This is a genomic window from Rhizobacter sp. J219, from assembly GCF_024700055.1.
Lineage (GTDB): Bacteria > Pseudomonadota > Gammaproteobacteria > Burkholderiales > Burkholderiaceae_C > Rhizobacter.
The window spans coordinates 4,791,706-4,814,877 of the sequence record NZ_JAJOND010000001.1 but is presented as its reverse complement, the minus strand read 5'-3'; the positions used below and the strand labels follow the sequence as shown (position 1 = coordinate 4,814,877).

Here is a 23,172-nt window from a genome sequence, read left to right as displayed (position 1 = left end):
GTGCGTCAGGCCGCCTTGTCTTCGGGTGGCATCAGGAGCACGTCGACGCCGTAGAGACGCGCCAGCTCCGCCAGCTTCTTCGGTGCATTACGCACCGCGAAGCCCTTGCCCCAGCCCGTGGCGAGCCGCTGGCATTCCAGCAGCACCGCCAGCGCCGAGGAGTCGAACTGCTGCAGGCCCGAGGCGTCGACCATCACCAGAGACTCGTGCGCCTCCGATTGAGCCTCTTGTTGCAGGGCCTGCGACAGCATGCGCTGCGCATCGCGGGCCTCCTGCAGCGTGACGGTGGCGGGGAGCACCAGCATGTTCAGCTCTTCGCGGCGGCCTTGTTGCGCTCGGCCAGCTTGGCGATCAGGCCATCGATGCCACCGGCGCTGATCTCCTGCGCGAAGGTGTTGCGGTAGTTCTCGACCAGCCAGATGCCCATCACGTTGACGTCGTAGATCTTCCAGGTGTCGCCGGTTTTCTCCAGGCGGTAGTCGAGCTGGATCGGGTCGCCCTTGCCGCGGATCTCGGTGCGCACCAGCACCTCGTTGTCGCCCGCTGCGGCACGCAGCGGCTTGAGCTGCACCGTCTGCTCGCGCACCTGCGCCAACGCGCCGGAATACGTGCGGACCAGCAGCACCTTGAATTCATCCTGCAGGCGCTTTTGCTGCTCGGGCGAGGCCTGGCGCCAGTAGCGGCCGACCGCCGAAGAGGTCATGCGCTGGAAATTCACATGCGGCATCACCTTGGTTTCGACCAGCGCCATCACCTTGTTGACGTCACCGGCCTGGATGGACTTGTCGGCACGCGCGGCCTCGAGCACTTCGTTGGAGACCCGCTTGACGAGTTCGTCAGGCGCCTGCTGGGCAAACGCCGTGCCCGCTGCACCCACACCGGCCCCCACCATCGCGAAAGCCGAAAACCATGTCATGAAACGTCGACGAAGAAGAAGCATTGGAAATCCTTTCAGGGCTCGAGCCATGCGGCACGGTTCGAGTTGGAGAGACGTGCGCCGGCCGAGTTCAGCGATCAACGCGCCAGGTGGCGCTGCGGTTGGCAGCATTACACAACAGCAACATGCGGCTCAGCGGCCCACCCCGGACGCCGCAGGGGCGGGCGCCGATGCGGCCGAAGCCGCTGCTGCCGGCGCGCTGGCGGCCGCAGCAGGCTGGGGCGGCGCGCTCGGCGGAGCGGCATCGGCCTCGTCGTCCGGCTCCTTCTCTTCGGGCGGGTCACCGTCGTAGACCAGGCTGCGGCGACGCTGCAGGTAGGCGTCGCGCACGAACACGTATTTGTCGAGCGCGATGTCGTTGAGCATGCCGGAGGCACCCAGCAGGTTGGCACGCTGGTTGACTGCTTGCAGACCCGCCGTGGCCGCCTTGGCGGCGTTGCTGCTCATCGCGAGGGCAGGCGACACCTGCACATCGAGCGGCAAGGCGATCGAGTCCCGCAGCGTCGACGGGCCGATCACCGGCCATACCACATAGGGCCCAGGCGCCATACCCCATCTGCCGAGCGTCTGGCCAAGATCTTCGCCCTGGCGGTCGGCACCGAACTCGCTCGCCACGTCGAGGAAACCGCCGAGGCCGAACAAGGTGTTCGTGCCCACGCGCACCATGTCCTGCAGGCCGTTGCTGAACTTGCCCTGCAGCATGTTGTTGACCGCCGACCACACGTCGGACACGTTGCCGAAGAAGTTGTTGACGCCACGGCGCACCGGCTCGGGCACGATCTTGGTGTAGGTCGTCGCGACAGGCTTGAGCACCGCCTCATCGACCTTGTCGTTGAACTTGTAGACCCGGCGGTTCCAGCGCTCCCACGGGTCGATGCGCTCGGAGCGCGACACAGAGGGGCTCGAAGGCGCGCCCGTGGTCGCGCAGCCGCTGAGCAGCACCACCCACCACGCAGCCAGCACAAGCGCCAGCCTGCGCATCACTTCTTCGCACCCGCCGGTGCGGGCGCCGCAGCGGGCGCTGGCGCGGGCGAGCCGGCATCGGCTGCCTTGTTGTAGAGGAACTGGCTGATGAGGTTCTCGAGCACCACGGCCGACTGCGTCTGCGTGATGACGTCACCCGCCATGAGGTTCTTCTCGGAGGCACCGGGCTCCAGGCCCAGGTACTGCTCGCCCAGCAGGCCGGCGGTGAGGATCTTGGCCGAGCTGTCTTTCGGGAACACAAACTTCTTCTGCATCTGCAGCACCACGTTCGCCTGGTAGCTCTTGTCGTCGAAGCCGATCGACTCGACCCGGCCGACCACCACACCCGCGCTCTTCACCGCGGCACGCGGCTTCAGGCCGCCGATGTTGTCGAACTTCGCCGTCACCGCGTAGGTCTCGTCGAAATTCAGGCTCAAGAGGTTGCCAGCCTTGAGCGCGAGAAACAGCACCGCCGCCGCCCCGATCAGCACGAACAACCCGACCCACACATCGTGACGAGATTTCTGCATCGCCATCACTCCCTTTGCGTCTCTTTCAAATCAGATCGAAAACATCATCGCGGTCAGCACGAAGTCGAGCGCCAGGACCGCGAGCGAGGCCATCACCACCGTGCGCGTGGTCGCCGCCGACACCCCCTCGGGCGTGGGCCGGCAGCTGTAGCCCTGCAGCAGCGCCACGAACGTTACGGTGAAGCCGAAAACGATGCTCTTGACCACGCCATTGCCCACGTCAGCCCATACCTCGACGCCCCCCTGCATCTGCGACCAGAAGGAGCCTTCGTCGATGCCGATCAGCGGCACCGCCACCAGCCAGCCGCCGACGATGCCCACCGCGCTGAACACCGCGGCCAAGAGCGGCATCGCGAGCACACCGCCCCAGAAGCGCGGCGCCAGCACCCGCTTGATGGGGTCGACCGCCATCATCTCCATCGCCGCCAGTTGTTCGCCGGCTTTCATGAGACCGATCTCGGCGGTGAGCGAGGTGCCAGCGCGCCCCGCAAAGAGCAAGGCCGTCACCACCGGCCCGAGTTCACGCACGAGCGAGAGCGCCACCAGCAGGCCCACCGCTTCGGCCGAACCGTATCGCTGCAGCGTGTAGTAGCCCTGCAGGGCGAGCACGAAGCCGACGAAGAGCCCCGAGACGGTGATGATCGACAGCGAGCGGTTGCCCAGGAAGAAGAGCTGGTCGACGACGAGGCGAAAGCGCGCGAACGTCGCGCCAACCAGCGCCAGCAGCTGCACGAAGAGCCGCGCCCCGACACCCAGGTCGGCGAGCTTGGAGCGCACATGCAGGCCCAGCTGGGCCGGGTGCAGCCAGTTCATGCTCGCCTCCCGAGGCCGAAGTCTTCCGCCACCGGCACGGCGGGGTAGTGGAAGCGCACCGGCCCGTCGGCGCTGCCGCCAACGAACTGGCGCACGAGCGGGTCTTCGCTTGCGCGCATCTCGGCGGGCGTGCCCTGCGCGGCGATGTGTCCATTGGCGATGAAGACCACGTGGTCGGCGATCAGGAAGGTTTCGTCCACGTCGTGCGAGACCACGATGCTGGTCACGCCCAAAGCGTGGTTCAGGTCCTTGATCAGCGCGGCCGCCACGCCCATCGAGATGGGGTCGAGGCCGGCGAAGGGTTCGTCGTACATGATGAGATCGGGGTCGAGCGCGATCGCACGGGCCAGCGCCACACGGCGGGCCATGCCGCCCGACACCTGCGACGGCAGCAGGTCGCGCGCGCCGCGCAGCCCGACGGCGTTGAGCTTCATCAGCACCAGATCGCGGATCATGGCCTCCGACAGCTTGGTGTGCTCGCGCAGGGGGAAGGCAACGTTCTCGAAGACGGTGAGATCGGTGAACAGGGCTCCGAACTGGAACAACATGCCCATGCGACGCCGGACAGCGTAGAGACCTTGGGCGTCGAGGGTGCCAAGGTCGACCCCGTCGAAGAGCACCTGGCCTTTCATCGGCTCAAGCTGGCGGCCGATGAGGCGCAACACCGTGGTCTTGCCACCGCCCGATGTGCCCATCAAGGCCAGGACCTTGCCCCTGGGCACAGTGAGGTTCACGTCCTCGAGGATGACCCGGTCGCCGTAGCCGCAGGTGACGTTGCGCAGTTCGATCATCGTGATGGGCCTAGCTTCTCCCGCGACGGTTGAGTCTTGATTGGCAATTCCTCCCGTCTCAGGGCGACGACAGGCGGGCCACTTTGAAGGACATCCGGCGTCCGGACAGCTGGCGTGGCGGAGAGAATGTAGCTCAGGCGGGCATGCGTTTGCCCGCCATCCCCCGCCAAGAATGCTTGCCACCAGGATGCCGACCTCCGGCGAGCCGATACGCCGCCACTTCGACGTGCGACGCGCCGTCGCCTGGGTCGTCTTGGTCGCCACCGTAGCAGCTGGCCATCTGTCCTTGCCATGGGTGCTTGAATTCAGTCTCCGGCGGGTGACCCTGGTGGCACCAGGGCCGGTGGAGACGATCGCAATGCAGACGCGTCGCGTGGTGCCCGAACCCGCCGCCCCGCCGCCTCCGGCGCCAGCACCGGCGAAGGCGCAAAGCGGTGAACCGCCCCCACCCCCGCCCCTCCGCCGCCCTGCCGTTTTGCCAGAGCGTACGGAACGTGCGTCACGCCCCCCTGCCGACGACGCGTTGCCGGCCGCAAGCGTGGCACCCATCGACGACACAAGCGGCGACAGTGCCGTGCAGTACACCGTGAGCGGCCAATTTGGTGGCCGCACCGTGGGCGGCAATGCAACCCTCCAGTGGAAGATCGACCCGACTGCGTATGTGATCTCGCTGCAGGTCACGGCCTCCCACCAATTCACGAGCGTGTTCGCCTGGCAGCTCAAGACGCAGGGAACTGCAGATCGTGATGGCATGCATCCACAGACGTACGACGAAGGCCGCGTCGTGTCTGGAGAAGGCCAGCGGTCTCGCTCCGTGCAGTTCGAGTCCGAACCGACGCCGAACTCGACCGCTGCCCCCCGCATGGACCCGTTGAGCGGACTGCTCAAGCTGAGCAGTGACCTGCACCTGCGCGAGGGCGGCGATGCAGCCGTCCGCGCCGGCCCGTTGCCTGGCCTCTATTCGATCGTGGTGCGAATCGGCGACCGAAGCATGCACCTGGACTTCCGGCAGCAAGGCGAGGAGGAGCTGTCAACGCCGTTTGGCCCGTTGCGCACAGAGAAATTCGTCACGGAATATCCCAATCCCTTCCATGACAACCCGCAGGTCACCTTGTGGCTGGCACCCGCCTTTCGCCATGCTCCGGCGCGGGTCCGGATCGAGCAGCCGGAAGTCTCCGTCCTGAGCTTCGACCTGGCCTCGGAGCCCGTTGCGTTTCCCGCCTGGCGCTGAGGACGCGCCGCCTGTCGGCCACAGGCTGCCTCCCGTCGAATCCCCTGCACGCCTGCAACCCAGCGTGTCTATGCTCGCACCCAAGTCATGACAAGCACCACCTCGAGAGGTTCACAGATGTCGATCCCTTGCCACACCAGACCTCAACCGTCCAAGCGGGCCAGCCTTGCGCGAGGCTTCACGCTGATCGAGGTGATGATCGTGGTCGCGATCGTGGCCATCCTGGCGGCGATCGCCATCCCCAGCTACCGCGACTACATCCTGCGCGGTCAACTTGTTGATGCCACGCAGGGCTTGTCGGCGATGCGGGCGGACATGGAGCGGTACTTTCAGGACAACCGCACCTATCAAGCCGTCGGTGCAATCGTGCCGCCCTGCGCCGGCGCCGGCCGCCAGGTGGGCACGTTCACCGTGTCCTGCCCGGCCGCCCCCACCGCCACCACCTACACCTTGGCCGCGACGGGAAGCGGAGTCACCAACGGCTTCACGTTCACGCTGAACCAGACCGGCCTCCAGGACACGACCGCCATTCCCGCGGGTTCGAACTGGGGCACGATCAACAGTGGTTGCTGGTTGCTGAAGAGAGGCCACACATGCTGATCGACGGGCGACTGATCCCTCGAAGCCAAGTTCAGCCAGCGGCAGAGCGCCAGCGTGGCGTGACACTGATCGAGCTGGTCGTCACCCTGGCGGTGTTCGGTGTGCTATTCGCACTGGCCATGCCGACGCTGACCAACTGGATTCGGAACAGCCAGGTTCGAAGCGCTGCGGAATCAATCCAGAACGGCCTGCGAGCCGCGCAGCAGGAGTCTGTGCGCCGCAGCCGAACCGTGGTGTTTTTCCAGACCTACGCCACACCGATGGTCGGCGCGCCGGCAGGTTGGGGTGGGCGGAGCTGGGTGGTTCAGTATGTGCCGGCGGCAGCCGACCCCGCGCCCGCTGCTCCGGAGCCTGTCGTCCACGCCGCCCGACTGAATGAAGTGGGCTCGAACCGCATCCTGGTGCTGGGCACCAGCACTGTCGGAAACGTCGCCGCAGTGTGCTTCAACTCAAACGGCCGCCTGCTGACAACGACGCCAGCGTCCAACGGTGTGACCAACGCCGACTGCAACGCGGCCCTCACGACCTTCAATATCAGTCACATCGACGGGGCGGATCGCCCGTTGCGCGTGACCGTAGATCTGGGTGGACGGGTACGCATGTGCGACCCCAACCGACCCGCCACCGCTCCTGACGGATGTTGATCATGAAACGTCTGAACCCTTCACGTCGCCAGACCGGCTTCACCCTCATCGAGGTGCTCGTGGCGGTCCTCATCGTCTCCATTGGCTTGCTGGGCATCGTTGGCCTGCATTCCCGCGCGATCCAGTACTCCGTAGGGTCGGAAGACGTGACACGCGCGATGCGGCTCGTGGACGAAGCCGCCTGGGCAATCCAAAACCAGGGGACATTGCCGCTGAGCGATTCGGCACTCGCGGCCTGGCGGGCGCGTGTCCAAGATCCCGCCGTTGGCTTTCCATATGGCGACGGAGAAATCACGCGGCACGATGAATTGCCGGATGTTGCCCGCATCACGATCACTTGGCGTCCGCCCGATTTGCCCGAAGGGGCCCCGCCTCGCAGGTACACCACGGAGGTCGGACTATGACACTCCAGCTCCACTCGCAGCCTATTCGTGCCAGGGGCTTCTCGCTCATCGAGCTGATGGTGGCCATGGCCATCGGGCTCATCGTGACGCTGGCGATCACCCGCGTGATGATCGCAACCGACGATTCCAAGCGACGTTCGACGTCGACGAATGACACGGTACAGGCCGGGATGTACTCGAGCTTCATCCTTGAGCGTGCCATCCGGCAAGCGGGCACGGGCTACACCCAAAAACTGAACGAGCTCTTCGGATGCCGCATCAACGCTTCCAAGACGTCGAACACCCCGGGTGGCCCCAGGCTTCTGCCTGCCACCGCGCCGTTTCCTGCGCCCTTCGCCAATGCCGCCCTCGATCGCCGGCTGGTCCCGGTGCTGATCGAACAGGATGCTGCCAACACCGGCAGCGAAGTGCGCGGCGACGTGATCACGGTGCTCTCAGGTGCGGGCGGCAAGAGCGAGTTGCCGCTGAGGGCCACGACGTTCAACGCGGCCCTTCCGGCGAATTTCTCCGTTCAGTTCGCGGGTGAGTACGTGGCGGGAAGCCTCGTGCTGATCGGCGGAGATCGAACCGATGCTCTGGGTAACCCGATTCGGGACTGCATGGTGCAGCAGGTGGCTACAGCACCGGTCTCACGACAACTGGTCCTCGGCGGAGACTATTTCAGCCTGACCGGAGGAACCGTCAACTTCTCCGACTTTCCGTCAATGAGCATCGTCCATGCTGCGCAGATCGGGGTCATTGGCCCCACCCTGGCGCAGTCGAACCTTCCGCTCTTCCAGATGTTCGCGGTGGGCGAAGACGCCACCGTCTTTGCCTACGACCTCCTGCGCACGGGCGCGACCGAAACCGCCAATGCGCCTCAGCCCGTGTCCGACAGCGTGGTCGAAATGCGGGCTCTCTATGGCGTCGACACCGACCTGGACCGCGCCCACAACGGCTGGCAGGACCCAGGTGCAGCACCCTTCCGGTACGCCGATCTGACGGATGGTTCCACCGGTGCGTTGCAGCGGCTCAAGCAGATCAACTCGATCCGTCTGGGCCTGATCGTGCGCTCTCCTTTGCAGGAGAAGGAAGAAGTGGCCCCCACCGAGCTGGTGCTTTTTCGCGGTTTGATGAGTGCCAGCGGCGGGTCTCTCGAGCGCACCCGCACGCTGACCGCTGACGAGCGCGTCTACCGCTATCGCGTGCTCGAAACGGTGATCCCCCTGCGCAACATGAAATTCGCCCCATTGCCATGAAGAACTCTCGCAAGTCCATCCCCTCCGGGCGGCTGCCGGGCCGTGAACGTGGCGTCGTGCTGGTGTTCGCGCTGATCGCGCTGCTCATCATGATGGTCGGTGCCGTCGCCCTGGTCCGGTCCTTTAATACCTCTCTTCTGAACACCGGAAGCCTGGCGTTCAAGAAAGATCTGGTTCACCGCAACGAAGCCGCCATGGCACGAGTCATCGCGCTGGCCCGACAACCGGCTCACCTGACGAACGCGACCACGCCGACCGCCATCTACCCAACGCTGAACTACAGCCCTTTGATCCTTCCACAGAACAATCACCAGGGCATTCCAGATCTGCTGCTGATGTCCGACAGCGATTTCGATGCGTCTCCGGTCGCGCAGCTCAGCAACGACATCCAGATCAGCGAAGACCAGATCACGCTGCGCTACGTGATCGACCGGCAGTGCGATCGTGACGGCCCACCATCCAACGACAACTGCGTGACCGGCACCACGCCGGTTCCAGGCGGTAGCGCCGACACCCCGATTCGTGCTGAAAACGCCTCTAGTGGTGGCGCTGGTGGCTTGACCGTCGTGCCCGTCTATCGACTGTCGATCCGAGCCACCGGCCCGAAGGGCACCCTGGCGTTCTACCAAACCACCTTCACGCTCCAGTGAGGCATTCCATGCACCAAACGCTTTCCCTGCTGCGTCAATCAGCCTGCGCCCTGGGCGTCAGCGCCCTCGTGGTGACGAGTGCCGTCGCCCAGGCTCCAGTGACGTCACTTGCAGACCAGCCGCTCTTCACCAACAACCCGGTCCCAGGCAACCTGGCGCTTGCCTTGTCGGTGGAGTTCCCGACCGCCGTGAGCGTGGCGCACATCGGCAACTACAGCAACCTGCGCACGTACCTCGGGTACTTCGACCCCGCCAAGTGCTACAGCTACCAGTCCAGCGCCACGGACAGCACCACGGCACCCAACACTGCCGCACCGGACAGCTATTTCTATCCGGTGGCCATGGCGTCCGCCACTCGCACTTGCAGCGGGCAATGGAGCGGCAACTTCCTGAACTGGGCCACGATGCAGACCATCGACCCCTTCCGCTGGGCGCTGACGGGGGGGCTACCGTGTCATCGACACTCCCTCACTGACCGTCCTGGAAAAAGCCTGGGCTTCGGGACAGGGGGGCACGGGCAACTTCCCCAACCGCAGAATCACGACGGCCATTGCTGGGGCAACACCGCTTGGTTTGACCTCGGTCTGGTTCAGGGTGGAGGGCATGGGAAATCGCCTTCGCTTCAGCAGCAGCGAAGCGAACCTGAGCAATGGCACCGCCGCCATCCACTACGACAACACGGCCGGCGCCGCCAATACCGTCTACGAAGTGTTTGGCCGCGTGAAGGTCTGCGACAGCAGCGTCAACCTCGAATCGAATTGCCGGGCTTACGGGTCGAACCACAAGCCCGAAGGCCTGATCCAGCGTTACTCCGACCGCATCCGGTACAGCGCCTTCGGCTACCTGAACGACAGCAATCTGCGGCGCGACGGTGGCGTGCTGCGAGCCCGCCAGAAATTCGTCGGCCCCACCGAGCCCGTCGTGGGCTCACCGGCCATCGCCAACGCGGCACGCGAATGGGATTCGGCAACCGGCGTTTTCCTGGTCAACCCCGATTCAGCGGATGCTGCCACGACAGCCACTCTCTTCGGCACCCCGATCGCCAACAGCGGCGTCATCAACTACCTCAACAAGTTCGGCCGTGCGGCCGGTTCGTACAAGACATACGACCCGGTCGGCGAGCTGTACTACGCAGCGATCCGCTATTTCAAGAACCTGGGGAACGTGCCTTCCTGGACCGACATTCCGGGTGGAACTGGCATCGGAATGCGCGCCCAATGGGCCGACAACTTCCCGGTGATCACGAACTGGGACGACCCGATCCAGTACTCCTGCCAGCGCAATTTCGTTCTCGGGATCGGCGACGCCAACACCCACGCCGACAAGAATGTCCCGGGCACCGGCATGTCGACGACGAACGAACCCACACGGCCGTCTTTCGGTGACCCGCTCGACGCCGTGACGGCCACCAACCGCATCGGCCTTCTGGAAAACATCGGCGGCGGGTCCCTCGGTACCGTGAACCCCTACAACGGGTGCTGCACGAACAACAGCGCACTGATGGCGGGCATCGCCTACGACTCGCACACCCGCGACATTCGTCCTGACGACAACAGCCGGCCGAATACGCTCGGCCGCCAGACCGTCTCGACCTACTGGCTCGACGTCATGGAATACCAGACCATGAAGACGAACAACCAGTTCCTGCTGGCGGCCAAGTACGGTGGGTTCGAAGTGCCTGACGGATTCAACCCGTACACCAACACCACGCCCCTGCCGCAGTCCTGGTGGCGCACGACCACCGACGTGCTGCCCGACGGCAACCCCCGGCCAGACAACTACTTCACCGCGGGCGCTCCCGATCAGATGATCTCCGGGCTGACCCGCGCCTTCGCCGACATCGCGTCTCGCATCCGCGCCTACACGACGTCGTTCTCGACGACGCTGCCGCAGGTGGCGCAGACCGGCAACGGCAGCTTCAGCACGCTGTACGACTCCCAGTCCTGGACGGGTGAAGTGCAAGCCAACATCCTGAACTTCGACACCGTCACGGGTGACCCCGCGCTGGTGCAGCCTCCGGTCTGGATCTTCTCGACGGAACTGGCAACCCAGGCGAGCGGCAACGGTTGGGATACGGGTCGACGCATTGCAAGCTGGGACCCTGCCTCGCGCACTGCTGTCGCTTTCCGCGCCACGGGCACGTCCCGCCTGACCAACGCCCAACTCGATAACCTCGACACCCCCTACGACCCCGCCGTCGACAGCACCAACTACGTCAACTACCTTCGCGGTGACCGCACACACGAGATCGCATCGACGGCAACCGGCAGCACACGCGCCTACCGGACGCGCTCAACGCTGGTCGGCGACATCGAGGGCTCGAAGGCCGTGCCGGTGGGCAAGCCCGACTACCCGTATTCCGATGCCTACAACCCTGGCTACGGCGCCTTCAAGGCACTCCACCAGAACCGAAGGACCGTCGTCTACGTCGGCGCCAACGACGGCATGTTGCATGCCATCAACGGCGCCCTGCAACGGACCAACCCGACCAACAACGCGCTCGAAACCGATGCCAATGCGGGCCGCGAAATGTTCGCCTACGTCCCGAGCGCCCTGATCCCAGGCCCCACTGTCCCGTCCACACCGGCGGTGGATGGCTTGGCCGCCCTCGGCCGCTCGCCCTACGTCCACAAGTACTTCGTCAATTCGACGCCGGTGACCTTCGACGTCGACTTCTTCAACACCCGCAATCCTGTCGCCGCGGGCCCGGACTGGCGCACCATCCTGGTGGGCGGCCTGGGCAAGGGTGGCAAGAGCTACTACGCCCTCGACGTGACCGACCCGCAGTTCATGGCCAGCAGCGAGTCGAACCTCGTGAGCAAGGTGTTGTGGGAGTTCAGCGACGAGCACATGGGCTACAGCTACGGTGCACCGCTCATCGGCAAGACGCGCAAGTACGGCTGGGTCGTCGTGCTGACCTCCGGGTACAACAACGGTAGCGACTACGGCTACATCTACATCCTGAATCCGCGCACGGGGGAGATGCTGGAAAAGCGGCGCACCCCTACCCCCAGCAACGGGCTGGCGCAGATCAACGGCTATGTCGAGTCCTATGCCGACAACGCGATGGACACGCTTTACGCCGCCGATCTGGACGGAAACATCTGGCGCATGGACCTGACTGGCCTGACGGGGGACTATCCGGAACCGCAGCTTTTCGCAATCGCAACCGATGACGACGGCGTGCGCCAGCCCATCACGGCGCGGCCCGTGATTGAGGCGGACCCTCGCACCAACCGGCGCTTCGTGATGGTCGGCTCCGGCAAGTTGCTCCACACCGATGACATCGGCTCGACCCAGCGGCAGACGTTCTATGCGATCACCGATGGCACCGGCAACTTTGGCGGCTTCGCGGCCATCGGCACGGCGGTCACCAAGTCCAATCTCGTGCGTACCAACGACACGCTCATGCCGCTGAACATCGACTTCTCGACACGTCGCGGCTGGTACCTCAACATCAACGACCTGGACGCTGCAACCGCATCCGGCCCTGCGTACCGCGTGGTCAGTCGCCCGACGAGCTTCTACGGCACGGTCACCTTTGTGGCCATCGCACTGGTCAACGACCCTTGCAGCCCCACGGGCACCAGTCGCCTCATCGGTGTGGACTTCGCCAATGCGCAATCGCTTCTCCTGTCGAGTGTGACCGCAGAGCGTCTGCCCTTCATCCAGGTCGCCACCAACGTGACCGACATCAAGGACCTGAGCGTGAACGGTCGGCGCCAGATCATCTTCGGTGACGACCGCGGCGGCTTGAGCCAGGCACGAAGCGCACCGCCTCCTGGGATGCCGTCAAAGCGGTTGAACTGGCGCGAGATCCAAAGCCCGAGCAACTGACCGGGAAGGGTTCAAGAGCACCGCAGGCTTGCGGTGCATAAAGAAAAAGGCGGGCCAGTCGGCCCGCCTTTTCATTCGGTCAGACGCTGCGTCACCGCGGCAGATCACTCACCCCCATCAGAAACTCATCCACCGCCCGCGCCGCCTGGCGCCCTTCGCGGATGGCCCACACGACCAGCGACTGCCCGCGGCGCACATCGCCCGCTGCAAACACCTTCGGCACGTTGGTCACATAGCCGCCGGTGAAATCGGTCGAGGCCTTGGCGTTGCCCCGCGCATCCTTGTCGACCCCGAAGCACTCGAGCATGCTGGCCACCGGGTTCACGAAACCCATCGCCAGCAGCACCAGGTCGGCCGGGATGATCTGCTCGGAGCCGGCCACCTCGATCATCTTGCCGCCCTGCCATTCCACACGCACAGCCTTCAGCGCCTTGACCTTGCCCTTGTCCTTGCCTTCGCCACCGATGAATTCCTTGGTGGCGATCGCGAACTCGCGTTCGCAGCCTTCTTCGTGGCTGGAGCTGGTGCGCAGCTTGATTGGCCAATACGGCCACACGAGCGGCTTGTCTTCCTGCTCGGGCGGCATGGGCATCAGCTCGAACTGAGTGACGCTCTTCGCGCCATGGCGGTTGCTGGTGCCCACGCAGTCGCTGCCGGTGTCGCCGCCGCCGATCACGACGACGTGCTTGCCGTCGGCGCGCAGTTGGTCTTTCAACTTGTCGCCGGCATTGACCTTGTTCTGCTGCGGCAGGAACTCCATCGCGAAATGCACGCCGTCGAGATCGCGGCCGGGTACGGGCAGGTCACGTGACTGCTCAGCACCACCGGCCAGCAGCACGGCGTCGAATTGCTGCTTCAGCTCTTCGGCCGAGATCGTCTCCTTGGCCCAGTTGGTGACCTTGCTGCCCTCGGGCAGCTTGCCCACCAGCACGCCGGTCCTGAAGACCACGCCTTCCTTTTCCATCTGCGCCACGCGGCGGTCGATGTGCGACTTCTCCATCTTGAAGTCGGGGATGCCATAGCGCAGCAGGCCACCCAGGCGGTCGTTCTTCTCGAAGACGGTCACGTCGTGGCCGGCTCGCGCGAGTTGCTGGGCAGCGGCGAGGCCTGCCGGGCCGGAGCCGACGACGGCGACCTTCTTGCCTGTCTTCGCCTTCGGCAAGCGCGGCTGCACCCAGCCCTCGGCCCAGGCGCGGTCGATGATCGCGTGCTCGATGCTCTTGATGCCCACCGCATCGTCGTTCACGTTCAGCGTGCACGCCGCCTCGCAGGGTGCAGGGCAAATGCGGCCAGTGAACTCGGGAAAGTTGTTGGTGGAGTCGAGCACCGCCCAGGCATTGGCCCAGTCACCGCGGTACACGAGATCGTTGAAGTCCGGAATGATGTTGTTGACCGGGCAGCCGCTGTTGCAGAACGGCGTGCCGCAGTCCATGCAGCGCGCGCTCTGGACCTTCGCCTCGTCTTCCTTCAAGCCAATGACGAATTCCTTGTAGTTCTTCAGGCGCTTCTGGACGGGCTCGTAGCCCTCTTCCAGACGCTCGTATTCCATGAAGCCGGTGACTTTTCCCATGATCGTGTCTCGTTCGGATTGCTACTGAGGCCTCAAGCCTTCGCGCGGCTCTTGCCGCCGGACTTGGCGTCGTTGGCCTTGGCGCGGGCAATGGTGTCGCCCGCCTCCTTGGCCGCGCTCATCTCGCCCAGTGCGCGCTTGTATTCGTTCGGGAAGACCTTCACGAACTTGCCGCGGGCCTCGGCCCATTGGTCGAGGATTTCGCGTGCGCGCAGGCTGCCCGTCCAGCGGTGGTGGTCGTTGAGCAGCTTCTTGAGGATGGCCTCGTCGGTCTCGCCACGGTGCCACACCGACTTGTCGGACGCTGCCTCCTGCTCGGCCGCCGGTACCACCTTTTCGAGCGACACCATCGAGGTGTTGCAGCGCGTGGCGAACTGGCCGTCTTCGTCGTACACGTAGGCCACGCCGCCGCTCATGCCGGCCGCGAAGTTGCGGCCGGTCTTGCCGAGCACGGCCACGGTACCGCCGGTCATGTATTCGCAGCCGTGGTCGCCGGTGCCTTCGACGACCGCCGTCGCGCCCGACAGGCGCACCGCGAAACGCTCTCCACCCACGCCACGGAAGAAGGCCTCACCGCTCGTCGCACCGTAGAGCACGGTGTTGCCGACGATGATGTTGCGAGCAGCATCGCCGCGGAAGTCGATGCTCGGACGCACGACCACACGCCCACCCGACAGGCCCTTGCCGGTGTAGTCGTTCGCATCGCCGATGAGGTACAGCGTGATGCCCTTGGCGAGGAACGCGCCGAAGCTCTGCCCACCCGTGCCTTCGGTCTGGATGAACACCGTCTCGTCGGGCAGCCCTTCGGGGCGATGGCGCACCAGTTCACCCGACAGCATCGCGCCCACGGTGCGGTTTACGTTGCGCGCCTGCTCGATGATCTGCACCTTCTCGCCACGTTCGATGGCGGGCTTGCACTTCTCGATCAGCTTGACGTCGAGTGCGCGCGCCAGTCCGTGGTCTTGCGTTTCGACGTGGCGGCGTGCCACTTCGACAGGCGCCGCCGGCAGGTGGAAGATGCGGCTGAAGTCCAGGCCCTTGGCCTTCCAGTGCGAGATGCCCTTCTTCGTGTCGAGCAGGTCGGCGCGGCCGATCAGTTCGTCGAACTTGCGGATGCCCAGCTGCGCCATGATCTGGCGCGCTTCTTCGGCGACAAAGAAGAAGTAGTTCACCACGTGCTCGGGGCGGCCCTGGAACTTGGCGCGCAGCACCGGGTCTTGCGTGGCCACACCCACCGGGCAGGTGTTGAGGTGGCACTTGCGCATCATGATGCAGCCCTCGACCACCAGCGGCGCGGTGGCGAAGCCGAATTCATCGGCGCCCAAGAGCGCGCCGATCACGACGTCGCGGCCGGTCTTCATCTGGCCATCGGCCTGCACGCGCACACGGCCGCGCAGGCGGTTGAGCACCAGCGTCTGCTGCGTCTCGGCAAGGCCCAGTTCCCACGGCGTGCCAGCGTGCTTGATCGACGACCAGGGCGATGCACCCGTTCCGCCGTCATGGCCCGCGATCACGATGTGGTCGGCCTTGGCCTTGGCGACGCCGGTCGCGATGGTGCCCACGCCCACTTCGGACACCAGCTTCACGCTGATGTCGGCACGCGGGTTGGCGTTCTTCAGGTCGTGGATCAGCTGCGCCAGGTCTTCGATGGAGTAGATGTCGTGGTGCGGCGGCGGGCTGATGAGACCCACGCCCGGCACCGAGTAGCGCAGGAAGCCGATGTACTCGGACACCTTGCCGCCCGGCAACTGGCCGCCCTCGCCCGGCTTCGCGCCTTGGGCCATCTTGATCTGGATCTGGTCGGCCGACGCGAGGTACTCGGTGGTGACGCCGAAGCGGCCCGAGGCCACCTGCTTGATCTTCGAGCGCAGCGAGTCGCCGGCCTTCAGTTCGTAGTCGGCCTCGACGACCTTCGCACCCACCACATCGGACAGCTTGGTGCCGTCGGTGATCTTGATGCCCTTGAGTCCATTGCGATAACGCGCCGGGTCTTCACCCCCTTCGCCGGTGTTGCTCTTGCCGCCGATGCGGTTCATCGCCACCGCGAGCGTCGCGTGCGCTTCGGTCGAGATCGAGCCGAGCGACATCGCACCCGTGGCGAAGCGCTTGACGATCTCGGCCGCGGGCTCCACCTCGTCGAGCGGAATGGCCTTGCTCTGGTCGATCTTGAACTCGAACAGGCCGCGCAGGGTCATGTGACGACGCGACTGGTCGTTGATGATCTGGGCGTATTCCTTGTAGGTGTCGTAGCGGTTGGCGCGCGTGCTGTGCTGCAGCTTGGCGATCGCGTCCGGCGTCCACATGTGCTCTTCGCCGCGGGTGCGCCAGGCGTATTCACCGCCGGCGTCCAGCATGCCGGCGAGCACCGGATCGTCGCCGAAGGCGGCCTTGTGCATGCGGATGCCTTCCTCGGCCACATCGAACACGTCGATGCCGCCGACCTGGCTGGCAGTGCCGCGGAAGTACTTGTCGATCAGCGACTTCTCGAGGCCGATGGCCTCGAAGAGCTGGGCACCGCAGTACGACATGTAGGTCGACACGCCCATCTTCGACATGATCTTCGACAGGCCCTTGCCGATCGCCTTCACATAGTTGTAGATGGCCTTGTCGGCCGACAGGTCGCCCGGCAGTTCCTTGTGCAGCGAGGTGAGCGTCTCCATCGCGAGGTACGGGTGCACGGCTTCGGCGCCGTAGCCCGCGAGCACGGCGAAGTGGTGCACTTCGCGCGCCGAGCCCGTCTCGACCACGAGGCCGGCGGTCGTGCGCAGGCCCTCGCGCACCAGGTGCTGGTGCACGGCGGAGAGCGCGAGCAGTGCCGGGATCGCGACGTTGTGGCGGTCCATGCGACGGTCGCTGATGATGAGGATGTTGTGGCCGCTCTTGATCGCGTCCACGCTCTCGGCGCACAGCGAGGCGAGCTTGGCTTCCACGCCCTCGTCACCCCACGACAACGGGTAGGTGATGTTGAGTTCGTAGCTCTTGAACTTGCCGTTGGTCGTCTTCTCGATCTCGCGCAGGCGGGCCATGTCGGCGAAGTCGAGCACCGGCTGCGAAACCTCGAGCCGCATCGGTGGGTTGACCGCGTTGATGTCGAGCAGGTTGGGCTTGGGGCCGATGAAGGACACGAGCGACATCACCACCGCTTCGCGGATCGGGTCGATCGGCGGGTTGGTGACTTGCGCGAACAGCTGCTTGAAGTAGTTGTAGAGCGGCTTGTTCTTGTCCGACAGCACCGCGAGCGGCGAGTCGTTGCCCATCGAGCCGGTGCCTTCTTCGCCAGCCTGCGCCATCGGGCTCATCAGAAACTTGATGTCTTCCTGCGTGTAGCCGAAGGCCTGCTGGCGGTCGAGCAGCGATTCGCTGAATTCGGATGCGGTGCCGATGGCTTCGATCGAGTCGAGGCGCACGCGCACGTTCTCGATCCACTGGCGGTAGGGCTTGGCCAGCGCGAACTGGTTCTTCAGTTCCTCGTCTTCGATGATGCGGCCCTGCTCGAAGTCGATCAGGAACATCTTGCCCGGCTGCAAGCGCCACTTCTTGACGATCTTGTTCTCGGGGATCATCGGCAGCACGCCAGACTCCGAGGCCATGACGACAAGGTCGTCGTCGGTCACGATGTAGCGCGAGGGGCGCAAGCCGTTGCGGTCGAGCGTGGCGCCGATCTGGCGGCCGTCGGTGAAGACCATCGAGGCCGGGCCGTCCCACGGCTCCAGCATGGCGGCGTGGTATTCGTAGAACGCGCGACGGCGCTCGTCCATCGTGGTGTGCTGTTCCCACGCCTCGGGGATCATCATCATCGCGGCGTGCGCAAGCGAATAGCCGCTCATCGTGAGCAGCTCCAGCGCGTTGTCGAAGGTGGCGGTGTCGGACTGGCCTTCGAAGCTGATCGGGTAGAGCTTCTGCAGGTCGTCACCCAGCACCGGCGACTTCATCACGCCTTCGCGGGCGCGCATCCAGTTGAAGTTGCCCTTGACCGTGTTGATCTCGCCGTTGTGGGCGACCATGCGGTACGGGTGGGCGAGCGGCCACTCGGGGAAGGTGTTGGTGGAGAAGCGCTGGTGCACGAGCGCGAGTGCCGAAGTCACGCGCGGGTCTTGCAGGTCCTTGTAGTACTTGCCGACCTGGTCGGCCAGCAGCAGGCCCTTGTAGATGATGGTGCGGCAGCTCATGCTGGGCACGTAGTACTCGTGGCTGTGCGTGAGCTTCAGGCGCTGGATGGCGCTCGACGCAGTCTTGCGGATCACGTACAGCTTGCGCTCGAGCGCATCGGGCACGATCACGTCGGGGCCGCGGCCGATGAAGACCTGGCGGATGATCGGCTCCTTCTGGCGCACGGTCGGCGACATCGGCATGTCGGTGTCGACCGGCACGTCGCGCCAGCCAAGCAACACCTGCCCTTCGACCTTGATGGCGCGTTCCAGCGCCTGCTCGCAGGCGAGGCGAGAAGCGTGCTCCTTGGGCAGGAAGATCATGCCGACGCCGTATTCGCCCGGCGGCGGCAGTTCCACGCCCTTGGCGGCCATCTCGCTGCGGTAGAACTCGTCGGGAATCTGGATCAGGATGCCCGCGCCGTCGCCCATCAGCTTGTCGGCACCAACGGCACCCCGGTGGTCGAGGTTCTCGAGGATCTTGAGGCCCTGCTCGACGATGTGGTGAGCCTTCTGGCCCTTGATGTGGGCGACGAAGCCGACACCGCAGGCGTCATGCTCGTTGGCCGGGTTGTACAGGCCGTGCTCGGCGCTGTCTTGAAGTTCTGCAGGGGTAGGAACACCCTTGGCGGCCTGGTTCATGGCGCACTCCATCTCGAAACGGGGGATGCCCGGAGAATACTGCGGCGCAGCAGGGGATTCAATCAAAATAAATGGGGTCTGGCCCTATTTATTTGCTGCCAAGGAGGGGTGACCAGAAAAATAGGGTCAGATAGATTTTCGAGGTCGACCCCTTGGCAGCGGTGCCAAGCGACGCGTCGTCGCATGCTCCAACGACTGACGAAAGCGCGAGCCCCCGAGCGGCCAACCTGCATTCAGGGCCGCAACGATCTCGGCAACCTGGGCCTCAGTGAGCGCTTGCTGATAGAGACTCCGATAACCCGCTTCGCGTTCGAACGGGGTATTGCCCAGTGCCCAATACTGAGCCGGTTCGGTGATGGTCGCGTCGACGTTCGCCCCAAGGTGGTGTGATGCACTCGACCAGGCCGGAGGCGGCTGCCCCATTGACGCACCACCGACGGCTCCCTCGACGAACAGCATGCTGGAAAGCAAGTGCTGTTCCGGTTCGACCACGGTCGCCCGGAAGCGCCCCTCCCACAAGCCACCGGTGCGTGCATGCCGACGGTTGAAGCGGATCACATAGCGGCGCCCAATCGCCTGGACCAGCTTGCTCAGGCCGTCTGCCGAAGCCGGTGTGGCCAGCAGGCGCACCTCGTCGTCCAGCAGCGCATAGGCGTGGATGTGGATGCCAAGCCGGGCGGCCGCCTCCTGCAGCAGGTCGCGGTAGAGCGCGCGGTCGACGTCGTCGACAAACACCGGCCGACGGTCATGCCCGCGCTGCACGAGCAAATGCGGCCAGCCAGGGATGCACAAACGCGGCAACCGGGCCATGGACTCAGTCGAAGAGGCGCCGGCCGGTGAGGCGCTCGTGTTCCTTGAGGGCGTACCGGTCGGTCATGCCGGCGATGTAGTCGGCGATGCCGCGCGGCGTGGGCGCGAAACGGCCCGTTGCCGATTCGGCCGGGTCGCTCCGATACGCCTCGAAGAGGTCGCGGATGACCAGCTTCGCGCTGTCGGTAGTGGCCACCACCTTCGGATGCCGGTACAGGTTGGCGCGCAGGAAGCGCTTCAGTGCCAGGCTTTCCTGCGCCATCAGGTCGCCAAAGCACACCAACGGAGGCGAGCGCCGCACTTCGTCGACGCTTGCCGGCGCGGTCGTGGCGAGCGCCTGGGCAGTGGCGCTCAGCACGTCATAGACCTGGTTGGACAACATGCGCCGGATGGTCTCGAACAGCAGGCGGCGCCCCACCAGCTGAGGATGATGTGCCACAGCCTCGCGCCGGAAACGCGCAAACAGCGGCACCTCTTCGAGCTGCTCCATGTCGATCAGGCCGGAGCGTACCCCGTCGTCGACGTCGTGCGCGTTGTAGGCGATTTCATCAGCGATGTTGCACAACTGCGCTTCGAGGCTGGGCTGGGTGCGCTCGACAAAGCGGCGCGCCACGCCGTCCGGCTCGGCCGCCACCAACGCTTTGGCGTGCCGCAGGGAACAGTGTTTGAGGATGCCCTCGCGCGTCTCAAAGGTGAGGTTGAGGCCGTCGAAATCGGGATAGCGCTCTTCCAGCGCGTCCACTACACGAAGGCTCTGGAGGTTGTGTTCGAAGCCACCCCCGCCGGGGTCGGCGCCGCGCAGGCAATCGTCCAGCGCATCCTGGCCGGCATGGCCAAAAGGAGTGTGGCCCAGATCGTGCGCAAGCGCGATGGCCTCCACCAGATCTTCATTCAGCCCCAATGTGCGCGCAATCGAGCGACCGAGCTGCGCAACCTCGAGCGAGTGCGTCAGCCGCGTGCGAAAGAGATCCCCTTCGTGGTTGAGGAAGACCTGGGTCTTGTAGACCAGTCGACGGAAGGCCGTGCTGTGCACGATGCGGTCGCGGTCGCGCTGGTAGTCGCTGCGGGTGGGGGCTGCGGCCTCCGGATGGCGCCGGCCGCGCGTCCGGGCCGGATCACACGCATAGGGCTTGAGCATGCGCAGCAAACGCGCCGGAGATCAAACCGTGTGCGCGGCGATCACGTCGCGCACCATCGCGTCAGGCGCAGGCCGCACGGCTGCGCGACCGGGCGCTTCGATCACAACGAAGCGGATCTCGCCGGCCTCGGCCTTCTTGTCGACACGCATCAGCTCCAGGTAGCGATCGATGCCCAGCGCCGGCCCACGGATCGGCAGGCGCGCACGTTCGATGAGGCGCGTCAGACGCCGCGCATACGCTGCGTCGACCAGACCGAGCCGATGCGACAGATCAATCGCCATCACCATGCCGCAACCTACCGCCTCGCCGTGCAGCCACTCACCGTACCCCAGGCCTGCCTCGATGGCGTGCCCGAAGGTGTGCCCGAAGTTGAGAATGGCGCGAAGGCCTGATTCGCGTTCGTCCTGGCCGACGACAGACGCCTTGATTTCGCAGGAACGTTTCACGGCATGCGCCAGCGCGCGCTTGTCGCGTGCAAGCAGTGCATCGAGGTTCCCGTCGATCCAATCCAGAAACGCGTCGTCCGCGATGGGGCCGTACTTGATGATCTCTGCCAGGCCTGCGGAGAGTTCTCGTTCAGGCAGCGTGTCCAGCGTGTCGAGGTCTGCGATGACACGCAAGGGCTGGTAGAACGCGCCAATCATGTTCTTGCCCAGCGGATGGTTGATCGCGGTCTTGCCCCCCACCGACGAATCGACCTGCGCGAGCAGCGTGGTGGGAATCTGCACGAACGGCACGCCGCGCATGTAGCAGGCAGCGGCAAAGCCGGCGATGTCTCCAACCACGCCGCCTCCTAGCGCAAAGATCAGCGTCTTGCGGTCGCAGCCAGCTACAAGCAAGGCATCGAAGATGCGGTTGAGCGAGTTCCAGTCCTTGTAGGCCTCGCCATCGGGAAGCTCGACCCACAGGATGTTCTTGTACTTGCGGCTGAGCAAGCTCGAGACGAACTTGGCATACAGCGCGGAAACCGTGGGATTCGTGACGACGACCGCGGTGGCAGCAGCAGGCAGACCCTCAAGGCTGTCTGCTGCGCTCAGCAGGCCGGCGCCAATCAGGATGTCGTAGCTTCGATCGGCAAGCTCAATGCCGACACGCTCTGTTGTAGCAACCATGCAGGCAAGTGTACCGGCGCCTTTTCAGCCACTCGGCGGCGATTCGAGGCGGGGGTCCACAGGGGAAGGGGCTTGCGCCGAATCGATCTCCCCCGCCAACTCGAGCTGCATCAACACGGTGTTCACCAAGGCGCCGACGGACGGACGCCCGGTTTCGACAACGTAATGAGCGGTCTCGCGGTACAACGGGTCACGCTGTGCATAAAGCTCGCGCAATCGAGCAAGCGGATCGGCCACCTGCAAAAGCGGCCGGGACGTGTCATGGCGCAGCCGCCGATGCAGTTCCTCTGGTGAAGAGCGCAGATAGACCACGCGGCATCGGTCATGCAGCCGCTGCCGGTTTTCGGCCCTGAGGACGGCACCACCGCCGGTCGCAATGACAGTGTGCGGAGCGGCCGTCAGTTCGTCGATGACGGCCGCCTCGATGTCCCGGAATGCCGCCTCGCCTCTTTGCTCGAAGTACGCGCGAATCGAGGTGCCGAGGCGCTTTTCGAGTACCGAGTCGGAGTCAAAGAAGGGCCAACCCAGGCGCTTCGCCAGTTGTCGCCCGACGGTGGACTTACCGCCACCCGGCATGCCGACCAAAGCGAGAGCGAGCCCGGCGGGGCTCGCAACGACGTTCATTCAGCAGCAGGCCCGCAAGGCGACGGATTGCTATGCGCCACTAGCTACCAGAACCGGATGCAGCCGTCACCGTGACCGTCGCGACGCGTCGCAGATCGTCCATCACGGTCACCGTCATTTCCAGGCAGCCGGTTGCGAAAACCGCGAACTGCTGGTTCCGGTTCGCCACAACGAACTCGCCTTGGCTTGTCGGTGCCGTACTGCCAGCGGGTCCGAAGGTAATGTCCTGGTGGTTGGGGCTGAGAACTCGATAAGGAGCCGTTCCCCCGATGATCGCGACGTCAGCGACCTTTGTGTTGGCCGCGGGACAGGCGGCAGTTCCCGTGGCGACACCGGCTTCATCCGGACTCACCTGAAACGATGACCCGATCTGCCCTGCCGTGTCGTCAGAACTCCCGCCACACGCCGACATCAGCGCCGCACCTGCCACGGAAGCTAGAACGAGCTTTTTGGTTCTCAATCTCATCTCTGTCACCTTTGTCCAGAATT

The 23,172-nt window shown here is 64.9% G+C and carries 20 protein-coding genes and 1 pseudogene; 8 read left to right on the top strand and 13 right to left on the bottom strand.

Features of this window, described 5'->3' with window-relative positions; all coding sequences use genetic code 11:
- Nucleotides 1-5 precede the first annotated feature (5 nt).
- The 6 genes from LRS03_RS22895 to LRS03_RS22870 all read right to left on the bottom strand — a co-directional run bounded on the left by LRS03_RS22895 (nt 6) and on the right by LRS03_RS22870 (nt 4,034).
- Nucleotides 6-305 (bottom strand): STAS domain-containing protein, encoded by a 300-nt coding sequence (locus tag LRS03_RS22895; protein WP_257828443.1) that lies wholly within the window; start codon nt 303-305, stop codon nt 6-8.
- Nucleotides 306-307: 2 nt separating this feature from the next.
- Entirely contained in the window at nt 308-892 is a 585-nt protein-coding gene (locus LRS03_RS22890) for an MlaC/ttg2D family ABC transporter substrate-binding protein (RefSeq protein ID WP_257829654.1), read from the bottom strand.
- A gap of 177 nt (nt 893-1,069) precedes the next feature.
- Entirely contained in the window at nt 1,070-1,918 is an 849-nt protein-coding gene (locus tag LRS03_RS22885; RefSeq protein WP_257828442.1) for an MlaA family lipoprotein, read from the bottom strand.
- A complete protein-coding gene (gene mlaD / locus LRS03_RS22880) occupies nt 1,918-2,430 on the bottom strand; it encodes an outer membrane lipid asymmetry maintenance protein MlaD (protein WP_257828441.1) in 513 nt (170 codons plus the stop codon). The genes LRS03_RS22885 and mlaD overlap by 1 nt, the downstream gene beginning before the upstream one ends.
- Nucleotides 2,431-2,460: 30 nt before the next feature.
- Complete coding sequence (gene mlaE, locus LRS03_RS22875) at nt 2,461-3,243, bottom strand: lipid asymmetry maintenance ABC transporter permease subunit MlaE (protein ID WP_257828440.1); 783 nt, start codon at nt 3,241-3,243, stop codon at nt 2,461-2,463.
- Nucleotides 3,240-4,034, bottom strand: coding sequence for an ABC transporter ATP-binding protein (locus LRS03_RS22870; protein WP_257828439.1), 795 nt, complete (start codon nt 4,032-4,034; stop codon nt 3,240-3,242). Before LRS03_RS22870 ends, mlaE begins: the two co-directional genes overlap by 4 nt.
- Nucleotides 4,035-4,572: 538 nt before the next feature.
- Between LRS03_RS22870 and LRS03_RS22865 the strand changes: the two genes are divergently transcribed.
- The 8 genes and pseudogenes from LRS03_RS22865 to LRS03_RS22835 all read left to right on the top strand — a co-directional run bounded on the left by LRS03_RS22865 (nt 4,573) and on the right by LRS03_RS22835 (nt 12,638).
- The gene (locus LRS03_RS22865; protein ID WP_374685073.1) at nt 4,573-5,265 is read left to right on the top strand and encodes a DUF3108 domain-containing protein; all 693 of its coding nucleotides are present in this window, start codon (nt 4,573-4,575) and stop codon (nt 5,263-5,265) included.
- A gap of 117 nt (nt 5,266-5,382) precedes the next feature.
- Nucleotides 5,383-5,865 carry a type IV pilin protein gene (locus tag LRS03_RS22860; RefSeq protein WP_257828438.1) on the top strand — a complete coding sequence of 161 codons (483 nt, stop codon included), beginning with the start codon at nt 5,383-5,385 and terminating at the stop codon, nt 5,863-5,865.
- Nucleotides 5,859-6,509 (top strand): GspH/FimT family pseudopilin, encoded by a 651-nt coding sequence (locus LRS03_RS22855; protein WP_257828437.1) that lies wholly within the window; start codon nt 5,859-5,861, stop codon nt 6,507-6,509. The genes LRS03_RS22860 and LRS03_RS22855 overlap by 7 nt, the downstream gene beginning before the upstream one ends.
- A 2-nt stretch (nt 6,510-6,511) precedes the next feature.
- Entirely contained in the window at nt 6,512-6,913 is a 402-nt protein-coding gene (locus LRS03_RS22850; protein WP_257828436.1) for a prepilin-type N-terminal cleavage/methylation domain-containing protein, read from the top strand.
- Entirely contained in the window at nt 6,910-8,151 is a 1,242-nt protein-coding gene (locus LRS03_RS22845) for a PilW family protein (protein ID WP_257828435.1), read from the top strand. The genes LRS03_RS22850 and LRS03_RS22845 overlap by 4 nt, the downstream gene beginning before the upstream one ends.
- A complete protein-coding gene (locus LRS03_RS22840; RefSeq protein ID WP_257828434.1) occupies nt 8,148-8,801 on the top strand; it encodes a pilus assembly PilX family protein in 654 nt (217 codons plus the stop codon). Before LRS03_RS22845 ends, LRS03_RS22840 begins: the two co-directional genes overlap by 4 nt.
- An 8-nt stretch (nt 8,802-8,809) precedes the next feature.
- Nucleotides 8,810-9,238: pseudogene (locus LRS03_RS27090) on the top strand (pilus assembly protein); the annotation flags it as partial.
- 166 nt (nt 9,239-9,404) lie between these two features.
- Complete coding sequence (locus LRS03_RS22835) at nt 9,405-12,638, top strand: pilus assembly protein (RefSeq protein ID WP_257828433.1); 3,234 nt, start codon at nt 9,405-9,407, stop codon at nt 12,636-12,638.
- Between the two features lie 91 nt (nt 12,639-12,729).
- Here LRS03_RS22835 and LRS03_RS22830 read toward each other — a convergent pair whose 3' ends face one another.
- From LRS03_RS22830 to LRS03_RS22800, 7 genes are all read right to left on the bottom strand, one after another.
- Entirely contained in the window at nt 12,730-14,208 is a 1,479-nt protein-coding gene (locus tag LRS03_RS22830; RefSeq protein WP_257828432.1) for a glutamate synthase subunit beta, read from the bottom strand.
- Nucleotides 14,209-14,240: 32 nt separating this feature from the next.
- The gene (locus LRS03_RS22825) at nt 14,241-18,998 is read right to left on the bottom strand and encodes a glutamate synthase-related protein (RefSeq protein WP_257828431.1); all 4,758 of its coding nucleotides are present in this window, start codon (nt 18,996-18,998) and stop codon (nt 14,241-14,243) included.
- A gap of 126 nt (nt 18,999-19,124) precedes the next feature.
- Nucleotides 19,125-19,808, bottom strand: a complete 684-nt coding sequence (locus LRS03_RS22820; protein ID WP_257828430.1) for a transposase — start codon at nt 19,806-19,808, stop codon at nt 19,125-19,127.
- A 4-nt stretch (nt 19,809-19,812) separates the two neighbouring features.
- Complete coding sequence (locus LRS03_RS22815; protein ID WP_257828429.1) at nt 19,813-20,946, bottom strand: deoxyguanosinetriphosphate triphosphohydrolase; 1,134 nt, start codon at nt 20,944-20,946, stop codon at nt 19,813-19,815.
- 21 nt (nt 20,947-20,967) lie between these two features.
- Nucleotides 20,968-22,059: a 3-dehydroquinate synthase gene (gene aroB, locus LRS03_RS22810; RefSeq protein WP_257828428.1), complete on the bottom strand. Its 1,092-nt coding sequence runs from the start codon at nt 22,057-22,059 to the stop codon at nt 20,968-20,970.
- A gap of 24 nt (nt 22,060-22,083) precedes the next feature.
- Nucleotides 22,084-22,683: a shikimate kinase gene (locus LRS03_RS22805; RefSeq protein ID WP_257828427.1), complete on the bottom strand. Its 600-nt coding sequence runs from the start codon at nt 22,681-22,683 to the stop codon at nt 22,084-22,086.
- 40 nt (nt 22,684-22,723) lie between these two features.
- Entirely contained in the window at nt 22,724-23,149 is a 426-nt protein-coding gene (locus LRS03_RS22800; RefSeq protein WP_257828426.1) for a hypothetical protein, read from the bottom strand.
- Between the last annotated feature and the right edge of the window lie 23 nt (nt 23,150-23,172).

Excerpts from the sequence above, each read along its gene's own strand:
- LRS03_RS22840 (WP_257828434.1), top strand. The coding sequence starts at position 8,148 with ATGAAGAACTCTCGCAAGTCCATCCCCTCCGGGCGGCTGCCGGGCCGT.
- LRS03_RS22825 (WP_257828431.1), bottom strand. The coding sequence starts at position 18,998 with ATGAACCAGGCCGCCAAGGGTGTTCCTACCCCTGCAGAACTTCAAGAC.
- LRS03_RS22845 (WP_257828435.1), top strand. The coding sequence starts at position 6,910 with ATGACACTCCAGCTCCACTCGCAGCCTATTCGTGCCAGGGGCTTCTCG.
- LRS03_RS22885 (WP_257828442.1), bottom strand. The coding sequence starts at position 1,918 with ATGCGCAGGCTGGCGCTTGTGCTGGCTGCGTGGTGGGTGGTGCTGCTC.
- LRS03_RS22820 (WP_257828430.1), bottom strand. The coding sequence starts at position 19,808 with ATGGCCCGGTTGCCGCGTTTGTGCATCCCTGGCTGGCCGCATTTGCTC.
- LRS03_RS22870 (WP_257828439.1), bottom strand. The coding sequence starts at position 4,034 with ATGATCGAACTGCGCAACGTCACCTGCGGCTACGGCGACCGGGTCATC.
- LRS03_RS22830 (WP_257828432.1), bottom strand. The coding sequence starts at position 14,208 with ATGGGAAAAGTCACCGGCTTCATGGAATACGAGCGTCTGGAAGAGGGC.
- mlaD (WP_257828441.1), bottom strand. The coding sequence starts at position 2,430 with ATGCAGAAATCTCGTCACGATGTGTGGGTCGGGTTGTTCGTGCTGATC.
- mlaE (WP_257828440.1), bottom strand. The coding sequence starts at position 3,243 with ATGAACTGGCTGCACCCGGCCCAGCTGGGCCTGCATGTGCGCTCCAAG.
- aroB (WP_257828428.1), bottom strand. The coding sequence starts at position 22,059 with ATGGTTGCTACAACAGAGCGTGTCGGCATTGAGCTTGCCGATCGAAGC.
- LRS03_RS22890 (WP_257829654.1), bottom strand. The coding sequence starts at position 892 with ATGGTGGGGGCCGGTGTGGGTGCAGCGGGCACGGCGTTTGCCCAGCAG.
- LRS03_RS22850 (WP_257828436.1), top strand. The coding sequence starts at position 6,512 with ATGAAACGTCTGAACCCTTCACGTCGCCAGACCGGCTTCACCCTCATC.
- LRS03_RS22835 (WP_257828433.1), top strand. The coding sequence starts at position 9,405 with ATGGGAAATCGCCTTCGCTTCAGCAGCAGCGAAGCGAACCTGAGCAAT.
- LRS03_RS22815 (WP_257828429.1), bottom strand. The coding sequence starts at position 20,946 with ATGCTCAAGCCCTATGCGTGTGATCCGGCCCGGACGCGCGGCCGGCGC.
- LRS03_RS22800 (WP_257828426.1), bottom strand. The coding sequence starts at position 23,149 with ATGAGATTGAGAACCAAAAAGCTCGTTCTAGCTTCCGTGGCAGGTGCG.
- LRS03_RS22855 (WP_257828437.1), top strand. The coding sequence starts at position 5,859 with ATGCTGATCGACGGGCGACTGATCCCTCGAAGCCAAGTTCAGCCAGCG.
- LRS03_RS22860 (WP_257828438.1), top strand. The coding sequence starts at position 5,383 with ATGTCGATCCCTTGCCACACCAGACCTCAACCGTCCAAGCGGGCCAGC.
- LRS03_RS22895 (WP_257828443.1), bottom strand. The coding sequence starts at position 305 with ATGCTGGTGCTCCCCGCCACCGTCACGCTGCAGGAGGCCCGCGATGCG.
- LRS03_RS22805 (WP_257828427.1), bottom strand. The coding sequence starts at position 22,683 with ATGAACGTCGTTGCGAGCCCCGCCGGGCTCGCTCTCGCTTTGGTCGGC.